Source organism: Pseudomonas sp. NFACC51, from assembly GCF_900103575.1.
GTDB classification, from domain to species: domain Bacteria; phylum Pseudomonadota; class Gammaproteobacteria; order Pseudomonadales; family Pseudomonadaceae; genus Aquipseudomonas; species Aquipseudomonas fluorescens_Q.
This window is the reverse complement of sequence record NZ_FMXH01000002.1, coordinates 239,405-250,364: the sequence shown is the minus strand read 5'-3', so window position 1 is coordinate 250,364 and position 10,960 is coordinate 239,405. Positions and strand designations below refer to the sequence as shown.

General features: G+C 64.7%; 10 protein-coding genes. 2 read left to right on the top strand and 8 right to left on the bottom strand.

Features of this window, described 5'->3' with window-relative positions; genetic code table 11:
* Positions 1–71 precede the first annotated feature (71 nt).
* From BLT00_RS05140 to BLT00_RS05110, 7 genes are all read right to left on the bottom strand, one after another.
* Entirely contained in the window at positions 72–425 is a 354-nt protein-coding gene (locus tag BLT00_RS05140; protein ID WP_092146009.1) for a Na+/H+ antiporter subunit G, read from the bottom strand.
* Positions 422–700, bottom strand: coding sequence for a K+/H+ antiporter subunit F (locus BLT00_RS05135; protein ID WP_024780040.1), 279 nt, complete (start codon positions 698–700; stop codon positions 422–424). Before BLT00_RS05135 ends, BLT00_RS05140 begins: the two co-directional genes overlap by 4 nt.
* The gene (locus BLT00_RS05130) at positions 697–1,185 is read right to left on the bottom strand and encodes a Na+/H+ antiporter subunit E (RefSeq protein WP_092146007.1); all 489 of its coding nucleotides are present in this window, start codon (positions 1,183–1,185) and stop codon (positions 697–699) included. The genes BLT00_RS05135 and BLT00_RS05130 overlap by 4 nt, the downstream gene beginning before the upstream one ends.
* On the bottom strand, positions 1,182–2,867 hold the full coding sequence (locus tag BLT00_RS05125; protein WP_092146005.1) for a monovalent cation/H+ antiporter subunit D: 1,686 nt from the start codon (positions 2,865–2,867) through the stop codon (positions 1,182–1,184). Before BLT00_RS05125 ends, BLT00_RS05130 begins: the two co-directional genes overlap by 4 nt.
* Positions 2,864–3,208 (bottom strand): Na+/H+ antiporter subunit C, encoded by a 345-nt coding sequence (locus BLT00_RS05120; RefSeq protein ID WP_003202835.1) that lies wholly within the window; start codon positions 3,206–3,208, stop codon positions 2,864–2,866. The genes BLT00_RS05125 and BLT00_RS05120 overlap by 4 nt, the downstream gene beginning before the upstream one ends.
* Positions 3,208–6,132, bottom strand: a complete 2,925-nt coding sequence (locus BLT00_RS05115; protein WP_092146003.1) for a monovalent cation/H+ antiporter subunit A — start codon at positions 6,130–6,132, stop codon at positions 3,208–3,210. The genes BLT00_RS05120 and BLT00_RS05115 overlap by 1 nt, the downstream gene beginning before the upstream one ends.
* A 205-nt stretch (positions 6,133–6,337) precedes the next feature.
* Entirely contained in the window at positions 6,338–7,342 is a 1,005-nt protein-coding gene (locus tag BLT00_RS05110; protein ID WP_175456231.1) for a DMT family transporter, read from the bottom strand.
* Between the two features lie 12 nt (positions 7,343–7,354).
* Here BLT00_RS05110 and BLT00_RS05105 point away from each other — a divergent pair, with 12 nt between their 5' ends.
* Both BLT00_RS05105 and BLT00_RS05100 read left to right on the top strand, forming a co-directional pair.
* Positions 7,355–7,918, top strand: coding sequence for a helix-turn-helix domain-containing protein (locus BLT00_RS05105; protein ID WP_092145999.1), 564 nt, complete (start codon positions 7,355–7,357; stop codon positions 7,916–7,918).
* A gap of 15 nt (positions 7,919–7,933) precedes the next feature.
* On the top strand, positions 7,934–9,376 hold the full coding sequence (locus BLT00_RS05100) for an FAD/NAD(P)-binding protein (protein ID WP_092145997.1): 1,443 nt from the start codon (positions 7,934–7,936) through the stop codon (positions 9,374–9,376).
* Positions 9,377–9,830: 454 nt separating this feature from the next.
* Here BLT00_RS05100 and BLT00_RS05095 read toward each other — a convergent pair whose 3' ends face one another.
* Positions 9,831–10,946: a Gfo/Idh/MocA family protein gene (locus tag BLT00_RS05095; protein ID WP_092145995.1), complete on the bottom strand. Its 1,116-nt coding sequence runs from the start codon at positions 10,944–10,946 to the stop codon at positions 9,831–9,833.
* Positions 10,947–10,960: the final 14 nt, after the last annotated feature.

The window sequence follows — 10,960 nt, the reverse complement described above, 5'->3', positions numbered from 1 at the left end:
TCAGGGCTGCTGCGCAGCCCAGCGGGAGCAAGCTCCCTCGCCACAAAAGCTGTGCCGGCTCGAGATATCGGTCAGTCGTTCCGGCGGCTGCTCACCTCCGCTGGCACATCATCCCCCGCCATGCGCTTGCGAAACAACGCTGCTCGGGCCAGCAGCAGGGTGGTCACCGGGACGGTGATGGACAGCAGGATCGGTATCAGCCAGGCGTGCAGCACCGGCCCGGATTTGAGCGCCGAAAAATACACGATCGAAGCCAGCGCCACGCACCAGGCCCCCAGCGTGGAAGCCAGGGCCGGCGGGTGCATGCGCTGGAAGTAGTCCTTCAAGCGCACCAGGCCGATCGCCCCGATCAAGGCGAACAGACTGCTGAGCACCAGCAGGATCGCCACCGGGATTTCCACCCACATCGACAATTCGCCGGTCATTCGATCACCTCGCCACGCAACAGGAACTTGGCCAGGGCAAACGAGCCGACAAAGCCGAACAGGGCGATCAGCAGGGCCGCCTCGAAATAGGTGTCACTGGCATAACGGATGCCCAGCACCAGCATCATCAGCATCGCCACGATGTACAGATAGTCCAGGGCCAGTACCCGGTCCTGTGCCGAAGGCCCCTTGAACAACCGCAGCAGGGTCAACACCATCGCCAGGGAGAACAGGAACAGGCTCAACAGGATCGCATTGGACAGCAAGGGGCTCATTGGAAAATCTCCATCAACGGGCGCTCGTAGGTGGCCTTGAAATGCGCGATGAATGACGCCTCGTCCTCCAGATCGAACACATGCATCAACAGGATGCTGCGGTCCAGGGCCAGTTCCGACCAGACCGTCCCTGGAATCACCGTGGTGATCATCGACAGCGCGGCCAGTCCATTGGCGTCGTGCATGTCCAGCGGCACCTTGATGAACCGCGAGCGAGGCGGGCGGCGCCCGGCGTTCAGCACACCCCAGGCCACCGCCACGTTGGACACCAGCACATCCCGGCCCACCAGCAGGAACAAGCGCAACACCACCCACGGCCGGCGGATACGGATGGGCCGCGGGCGCAACGGGCGCATCATCAACGGGGCCAGGAAGCCCAGCGCAGCGCCCAGCAGCAGATGACCGGCGCTGACGGACACGTTCAACACCAGCCACAGCAACCACAACGCCAGGGACAACCACGGGGCGGGAAACAGGCGCTTCATGGCTGCACCTCCTGCAACGCGGCGCGGGTCTCTGGGTTGGGCACGGCGCGGGTGGCGAGTACCGACATCACATAATGTTCCGGGTTGTTCAGCGCATCGGCAGCGGATTGGGTGTAGCGCAGCAACGGCTCGGCCTTGAAAGTCAGGGCGATGCCCAGGCCCAGCAGCACGATGATTGGCAGGCATTCGAACGGCCGCAGCAATGGCGAGGGTCGCTCCTGCGGCGTCCAGAAGCGCTGGATGCCCAGGCGCGAGAAGGCGATCAACGAGGCCAGTCCCGACAGGATCAATAATGCCAACAAGCCCCAGGCCTGGTTCGACAGCAGTGCCCCGGCGCTGGCACCGAGCCCCTGGGGATTGAGCAGGGCGCTGAGCAGGCTCAGCTTGCCGATGAACCCCGACAACGGCGGCATGCCGATAATCAACAGCGCACAGAAGATAAAGCTCAAGCCAAGGAAGGCCATGGTCCAGGGAATCACTTGCCCGACCACGGCTTTCTGCTCGTCATCGAGGTTGATGCCCTTGGGCGGTTGCAGGGCTTCCAGCGGTCGCGGCAAGGTGTCGAAGTCATCGTCCAGGGCCAGTTCATTGGCCGAGCGCGAACGCTCGATCAGCTCGGCCAGCAAGAACAGCGCGCAGAGCGCCAGGGTCGAACTCACCAGGTAAAACAGCGCTGCGCCCACCAGGTTGGGTTGGGCGAAGCCGATGGCTGACAACAGGATCCCGGCCGATACCAGGATGCTCAGGCTCGCCATGCGCTCCAGGCGTTGGGCCGCGAGAATGGCGATGGCGGCGCAGACGATGGTCGCCATGCCGCCGTAGACCAGCCAGTCGGCACCGAAATACGCCGAGGCGCCGGCTTGGCCGGAGAACAGCAACGTCCACAGGCGCAGGATCGTGTAGACGCCGACCTTGGTCATGATCGCAAACAGTGCCGCCACCGGTGCGCTGGCGGCGCTGTAGGCCGGCACCAGCCAGAAGTTCAGCGGCCACATGCCGGCCTTGGCCAGGAACGCCACTGCAAGGATGCCTGCCCCGGCGTGCAGCAAGCCACGGTCGGCTTCCGGCACCAGGGGTACCTTCAGAGCCAGGTCGGCCATGTTCAAGGTGCCGGTGACGCCATAGATCAATGCTGCGCCGATCAGGAACAGCGACGAGGCCAACAGATTGATGGAAATGTAATGCAGCCCCGACGACACCCGCGCCCGGCCCGAGCCGTGCAGCATCAAGCCGTAGGAGGCCGCCAGCAGCACTTCGAAGAACACGAACAAGTTGAACAGGTCCGCTGTCAGGAAGGCGCCGTAGAGACCCATCAACTGGATCTGGAACAGCGCGTGGAAGCTCGCACCGGCGCCGTGCCAGCGGGCCGTGGCGAAGAGCAGGGCGCAGACGCCGATGATGCCGGTCAGCACCAGCATCAGTGCCGACAGCCGATCGACCACCAACACGATGCCAAACGGTGCCTGCCAGTTGCCCGGCAGGTACACGCCAATGGACGCGGGCAGGGTCTGGTCCTGGGTCCAGTACAACAACAGCACGGCGATGCCCAGGCCCAGCAGACTGGAAAGCAGGTTGATCCGCGCCTTGAGCGGGCGGTGTTTCTCGCCCAGCATCAACATCAGCGCGGCGGTCAGCAGCGGCAGCAGGATGGGCGCGGCGATCAGATGAGGCGTCAACATCATTCCTTGGGCTCCCGGCCGTCCACGTGGTCGGTGCCGGTCAGGCCCCGGGAGGCCAGCAGCACCACCAGGAACAGCGCGGTCATGGCGAAGCTGATCACGATGGCGGTCAGCACCAGTGCCTGGGGCAGTGGGTCGGTGTAGTGCAGCAGGTCCTGGGGCACGCCATCCTTGATGATCGGCTCCTTGCCGATGAACAGGCTGCCCATGCTGAAGATGAACAGGTTGACGCCGTAGGACAGCAGGCACAGGCCCATGACCACCTGGAAGGTCCGTGGCCGCAAGACCAACCAGACCCCGGAGGCGGCCAGTACGCCGATTGCGATTGCGATGACTTCTTCCATTAGGCGGTGGCTCCTTTGACGGGGGCGACGGGTTTGGCTTGCAGGCCCGGCTTATGGGCCCGCACCGACTGGTGCGCCAGGGCGGTGAGGATCAACAGGGTGGAGCCGACCACCACGGCGTACACGCCGATATCGAAAAACAGCGCGCTGGCCACATGGAGATCACCCAGCAGCGGTAATTCGAAATGCCAGGTGTGGGTGGTCAGGAACGGATACCCCACGGCCATCGCTCCCAGGCCGGTGGCGGTGGCGAACAACAGCCCGGTGCCCATCCAGCGCAGCGGCCGCAGGCTCATTTGCGCCTCGACCCACTGGGTACCGGCGACCATGTACTGCAGGATGAACGCCACCGACATCACCAGCCCGGCGACGAAGCCACCGCCCGGTTGGTTGTGGCCGCGCATGAACAGGTAGAACGACACCACCAGGGCGATTGGTAGCAGCAGGCGCACCAGCACCGACGGCACCATCATGAAGCCCAATGCGGTGTCGCTGGCATGGCGCGGGTTGACCAGGTCGGTGACCACGTCCGGCGCCAGCAGACGCTGTTGCGCCGGTAGCTGCATGCTTTCCTTAGGTGGGCGGAAACGCCGCAGCAGGGCGAACACCGCCAGGGCCACCGCCACCAGCACGGTGATTTCCCCCAGGGTGTCGAAGCCGCGGAAGTCCACCAGCATCACGTTCACCACATTGCTGCCACCGCCTTCGGGCAGGGCGCGACTGAGGTAGAACGAAGAAATGTCGTTGGGCGTCTGCCGCGTCAGCATGGCGTAGGAGAGCAACGCCATGCCGCCGCCCACCGCGATGGACAGCAGCAAGTCCCGCAGGCGCCGGATGCGCGCGCGCCGCTCGCTGTTGGGCAGCGGCGAGACGTCCTCGATCCGCCGTGGCAGCCAGCGCAGGCCCAGCAGGATCAGCACGGTGGTCACCACTTCCACCACCAGTTGCGTCAAGGCCAGGTCGGGGGCGGAGAACCAGACGAAGGTCACGCAGGTCATCAGGCCGCAGACGCTGACCATGGTCAGGGCCGCGAGCCGGTGATACTTGGCCTGCCACGCCGCGCCCAGGGCACAGGCGATGGCCAGCAACCACAAGCTGACGAAGACGATGGAACCGGGGATCTTCGGCCGGTCGCCCCAGACCAATGTGCTGTGCAGCATCGGAATCAGCCCGGCAAGCACCGCAGCGAGGACCAGCCAGAACAATTGGGCCTGCAGGCGGCGGGTGCTGATCCGTCGTTCCAGGCGCCGCCCCTGGCGCATCATCAACACCAGGCAACGCTCGAACAGTCGCTTGCCACTGAGCCGGCCAATGAACGGCGGGTGCTTGATGTGGCCTTGCCGGAACTGATTGCGCAGCAGCAGGTACAGCACGATACCGCCGGACATGGCCACCAGGCTCATGATCATCGGTGCGTTCAGGCCGTGCCAGATCGCCAGGCTGTATTCAGGCAGCGTGCCGCCCACCACCGGCAACGCGGCTGCCGCGAGCAACGAGCCGACCACTTGGGCCGGAAAGATCCCCACCACCAGGCAGGTGAACACCAGCAATTCCACTGGGGCGCGCATCCAGCGCGGTGGTTCGTGGGGGGTATGGGGCAGGTCGGTGGCGGCGGGGCCGAAGAACACATCCACGGTGAACCGCAAGGAGTAGGCGACGCTGAAGGTCCCGGCGATGGTGGCGATGATCGGCAGCGCCAGTTCGACCCAGGCCGTGGCAGAAATGAACACGGTCTCGGCGAAGAACATTTCCTTGGACAGGAAACCATTGAGCAGCGGTACCCCGGCCATCGCTGCGCTGGCGACCATGGCCAGGGTCGCGGTGAACGGAATCAGCCGCACGAGGCCACTGAGTTTGCGGATATCCCGGGTGCCGCTTTCGTGGTCGATGATCCCGGCGGCCATGAACAGCGAGGCCTTGAACGTGGCGTGGTTGAGGATATGAAACACCGCCGCCACGGCCGCCAGCGGACTGTTCAGGCCCAGCAGCAGGGTGATCAGCCCGAGGTGGCTGATGGTGGAATAGGCCAGCAGGCCCTTGAGGTCGTTCTGGAACATCGCGCAGTAGGCGCCTAGCAGCAACGTACAGGCGCCTGCGCCGCCGACGATGTAGAACCACTCTTCGCTACCCGACAGCGACGGCCACAGCCGCGCCAGCAGGAACACCCCGGCCTTGACCATGGTCGCCGAGTGCAGGTACGCCGACACCGGCGTCGGAGCAGCCATGGCGTGAGGGAGCCAGAAGTGGAAAGGGAATTGCGCGCTTTTGCTCAGGGCGCCGATCAGGATCAGCGGCAACAGGATGGGGTAGAGGCCATGGGCACGTATCAGGTCGCCGGCGGCCAGGACCTTGTCCAGCTCATAGCTGCCCACCACATGGCCGAGCAGCATCACCCCGGCCAACAGGCAAAGCCCGCCGGCACCGGTCACCATCAACGCCATATAGGCACCGCGCCGAGCGTCGGCGCGGTGGTGCCAGTAGCCGATCAACAGGAAGGAGAACAGGCTGGTCAGTTCCCAGAAGAACACCATCTGGATCAGGTTGCCGGAGATCACCAGCCCGAGCATGGCGCCCATGAACGCCAGGAAGAAGGCGAAGAAGCGCGGCACCGGATCGTCCGGCGACATGTAGTAGCGGGCATACAGCGACACCAGCGTGCCGATGCCCAGCACCAGCAACGAAAACAGCCAGGCGAACCCGTCCAGGCGCAGCACGAAGTCCAGGCCCAGGCTGGGCAACCAGGTGTAGTGCTCACGGATCACACCGCCGTCGGCGATCTGCGGGTACAGCAAGGCCACCTGAACCGTGCCGGCCAGGGCGACGAGGCCGGCCAGCAGGGATTCGGCGTTACGGGCGTTATGCGGCAGCAGCGCCGCGACACAGCTGCCGATGAAGGGCAAAAGCAATAGAACTATCAGTGACATAGGCTTCTATTCGGCGGGAGGTTGTGGGGATCATACGTGGCGTATTCCCGATCACCAACCGCGAGGGTGTCGCAGAATCCTACAAGGTAGGTGGGGTTTTCCGACCTTGCAGGGTTCCAGATGACCTTGCACGCGCCGTCAATGTCGGGATGGCCACTGTCGAGGGTGGTGGTTTTTTCGGCGAACAATGGATTGCTGGCCGGCCTCAACCTTCCTGTTCAAGCCCTTCATCGACTGGGATGGTGTCTTTGTTGCGGGTCTTCAACTCACTGACAATCACCGCCGCGACGATCAGCGCCGCGCCGAACAAGGCAATCGCCGGCAACCGTTCGCCCGCCAGGCGCCCGACAATGCCGGCCCACACCGGCTCGCCGGCATAGATCAGCGTGGCGCGGGTGGGCGAGACACTTTTCTGCGCCCAGTTCATCGCCACCTGAATGGCTGCACTGGCGGCTCCCAGGCCAACGGCGCTGACCAGCAGCAGCCAGGAGAACGCCGGGATCGCTTCCTGGGTCGGCACCACCATCAGAAACGCCAGCACCGCGGTGCTTGCCAGTTGCACCACGGTTACCCGGCGCACATCGACCTGGCCGGCATAGGCGCTGATCAGGATGATTTCGGCGGCAATCGCGATGGCGCTGATCAACGTGGCGATTTCACCGGGGCTGAAGTTCAGCGAGGCTCCGGCCGGGCCCGACACCAGCATCAACCCGGTAAACGCCAGCATGATGCCGATGCTTGGCATCAAGCCCGGTCGACGGCCCAACACCAGCCATTGCAGCAAGGGCACGAATGGCACGTAAAGCGCGGTGATGAACGCCGATTGGCTGCTGGGGATGGTTTGCAGGCCGACGGTCTGCAGGCCGTAGCCGAGCATGATCGCCACGCCGATAAAGCAGCCGGCCTTGAGTTCGAAGAGGGTCAGGTCCCGCAGATGCCGCCAGGAAAACAGCGCGACAAACACGGCCGCGGCGGCAAAGCGCAGGCCAACGAAAAACATCGGCCCGCTGACCGTCATGGCGTGCTGCACCAGCAGGAAGGTCCCACCCCAGATCATGGTGATCAGCACCAGCACGCATTCGGCCTTGCTGAACCTTGAGAAACGGGAGGAAGCTTGAGGGGAATTCACCGATGCCATGACCTTGCGCGCCACTTGAGGCGGACGCACAATGCGCCCGAAGTTGGGCAGTATAATGCGCAGCCCTACCATGTGAGCAATATAGTGCACAAAGAATCCGGCCAGCGGGCTTCCGTCCTGCAACACGTCAGCCAGAACATCCGTCGTCTGCGCCATGCCGCGCAGCTCAGCCAGACCGCGCTGGCGGAATTGTCCGGGGTCAGCCGGCGCATGCTGGTGGCCATCGAGGCCGGGGAAAAGAACGTCAGCCTGACCACCCTGGACCGGGTGGCCGAAGCCCTCGACGTAGCCTTCAGCGACTTGATCCAGGCGCCCGACGCCCGCGATCCGAGCCGCATCAACGAGCTGGCCTGGGCCGGCACCATCGCGGGCAGCAAAGCCGTATTGCTGGCAAAAGCCACCGCCAGCCGCGAAGTCGAACTCTGGGAATGGCGCCTGGAGCCCGGCGAGCATTACCATTGCGAACCCGACGCCGACGGTTGGAGCGAGCAGCTTTATGTCTTCGAGGGCTGCCTGACGCTGCTGTTGGGCAGTGAGGAACGCCGGATTGGTGCCGGGGAGTTTTTCATGTTCGCCAGCAACCAGCCCCATGCCTATCGCAACGATGGGCCGGTGGCGGCGAGATTCGTACGCAATGTGGTGATTTGATCCCTGGAGAGCGGCATGGACACAGCGTTGGATCGACAGACGAGCAGCCTCACCCGCCAAGCCGATATCCTGATCATCGGCGGTGGCCTGAGCGGTGCCATGCTGGCCGCGCAGTTGCTGCGCCTGCCGGGCCGACGCGAGGTAATGATCGTCGAACCGCGCGTTGAGTTGGGTCGGGGCGAGGCCTACAGTGCCGTGGAGCTGGGGCACACCTTGAACGGCAACGCGGCGCGCATGAGCGTCGACCCGGACAACGCCGACGACCTGACCCAATGGCTCACCGCATTCATCGAGGCTGGCGGCTGGCCCGAGTCGGATCAGCAGCATGTACCGGTCAGCGAGTTGTTCCCGCCCCGGGGGATGTTTGGCCTCTATGTGCAACAACGGCTGGCCGAGGCTCGCGAGTTGGGCGCACGAAACGGTTCGACTGCCGAGCACGTGCGTGGGGAGGCCGTGGACCTACGGGTTGCCGACGATGCCGTGATGGTGACGCTGGACGACGGCCAACTCTTACGTGGCCGTTTCGCGGTGCTGGCCACCGGCATGTTCCCGGCGGCACGCACCCCGCAAACCGAATCCAGCGGCTTGAATGCCGCAGCCCTGGACCCTTGGGATGTGGCTGCGATGCGCCTGCTTGATCCGCAGTCCACGGTGCTGATCATCGGCTCGGGGCTGACCATGGTCGATGCCGTGGTGTCCCTGGAGCAGGCCGGGCACCGTGGCCCGATCGAAGTGTTTTCCCGTCATGGTTTGTTGCCTCATGTGCGCCGCCAGCCACCCGCCTGGGTGGATTTCCTCGCCGACGATCACAGCCTGCGGTCGCCACTTCAGTTGATGCGGGCCCTGCGCGAGCAATGCCGTCAGGCCCAGGCCCAAGGGATCGATTGGCAGGCGCCGCTGGACACGGTGCGCGCCCACATCGGGCGCTTGTGGAGCCAGGCCAGCGATGTGCAACGCCGGCAGTTCGTCCGGCATGTACGGCCATGGTGGGAGAGCCACCACCATCGTTCGCCACCGCTGAGCGCCGAACTGGTGGCGCGTCTGCATGAAGAAGGACGGTTGCGGATCCAGGCGGCATCGTTCAAGGGGCTGGCGGTGTCCGCCGAGGGCACGGTGGGTATCCGCATCCGCCGTCGGGGTGAGGCTGAGCTGACCGTGGTGCAGGGCGCGGCGCTGATCAACTCCAGCGGTATTGAATATGACTGGCGCCGCGTGGCGCGACCGTTGCCGCAGCAGTTGCTGGCTCGCGGTCTGATCCAGCCGGGGCCGCTGGCCCTGGGCATTGCCGTCCGGCCTGACGGTGCGGTGCTGGACGCCCAAGGGGCCCCCGCCCAGCGGCTGTTCGCCATGGGGCCGCCGTTGCGGGGGATGTGGTGGGAAAGCACCGCCGTGACCGACGTGGCGAGCCAGGCCAAGGCGCTGGCGGCGCGGTTGGTTGAGTGGCAAACCCAAAATTGAAGTTGGACACCTGTGGCGAGGGAGCTTGCTCCCGCTGGGCTACGAAGTAGCCCCAAAACCATTCACCCGGGTGTGTCAGGGTGGTCGCATTCAGCATTCAGTCTCTTTGGGTTGCTGCTCAACCCAGCGGGAGCAAGCTCCCTCGCCACAGGGGAGGCATTGAATGGTGGGAAAGCACCGCGGTGACCGACGTGGCGAGCCAGGCCAAGGCGCTGGCGGCGCGGTTGGTTGAGTGGCAAACCCAAAATTGAAGTTGGACACCTGTGGCGAGGGAGCTTGCTCCCGCTGGGCTACGAAGTAGCCCCAAAACCATTCACCCGGGTGTGTCAGGGTGATCGCATTCAGCCTTCAGTCTCTTTGGGGTTGCTGCGCAACCCAGCGGGAGCAAGCTCCCTCGCCACAGGGGAGTGTTAACCATGTCCCCGGACCAAACAGGGGGTACTGAAGTGAGGGGTTATAGCTCGCTGACCTTCACCCAACGCTGCTCCCGCGCCGCCACCCGAATCGCCGCCGCCAGCCGCTCCACTTCCCAGGCCTCTTCGAAGTCCGTGCCGCTGCCGCCTTCGCCTGCAAGCGTCATGACCAGTTCCTGCACCTCCAGGGTCTTCAATTCGTTGTACCCCAACTGGTGCCCGGCGGCCGGGCTAAACGCGGCGTAGCCCGGCAAATCCGGGCCGGCCAGCAGGCGCTGGAAACCTGGCTGGCCGACGCGACACACGCGCAGTTCATTCAGCCGTTCCTGATCGAACGCCAGGGTGCCGAGGGTGCCGCTGATCTCGAAGCTCAGGTGGTTTTTGTAGCCGTGCTTGAGCCAACTGCTGCTCACCGTGCCCCGGGCGCCATTGGCGAAACGCAGCAACGCGTGGACCTGGTCGTCCACCGCGATGGCACGTTGTTCGGCATTGCCCGCGCTGGCAGGCCGTTGGCTGTGCACGGTCTGGCTGTCGGCGCACACCGCCTCGACATCGCCCAACAAGTGCCGGGCCATGGCCAGCAAGTGGCTGCCCAGGTCCGCCAGTGCGCCGCCGGCGTGGGCCGCTTCGCAGCGCCATGACCACGGCGAGGCGGGGTTGGCCATGAAGTCTTCGCTGAATTCGCCCTGGAAACTGATGATCTGTCCCAGTTCGCCGCGCTGGATCATGTCCCGCGCCCGTTGAATGATCGGGTTGTGCTGGTAGTTGTAGCCGACCCGCGTCACCACCCCGGCCGCCTTGGCCGCCTGGCGCATCTGCTCGGCCTGCTCCAGGGACACCGCCAGGGGTTTTTCACAATAGACCGGCTTGCCCGCCGCCAACGCCGCCATGGCCATCGGGAAGTGCAGGTGATTGGGAGTGGTGATGGCGATCAGGTTGACCTTGGGGTCGTCAATCAGTTGTTGCCAGTCGCTATGGGCCGTTTCGAACCCCCAGCTCTGGGCGCACTGCCGGGCACGCTGAGGATCGGCGTCGACCAGGGCCGCCAGCGTCAGGTTCAGGGGGAGGTCGAACACCGCCTTGGCATTGTGGAACGCCAAGGCATGGGCACGGCCCATGAAGCCGGTGCCAATCAGACCGATGCCGAGTTCACGCATGAGGAAGAGCCCTT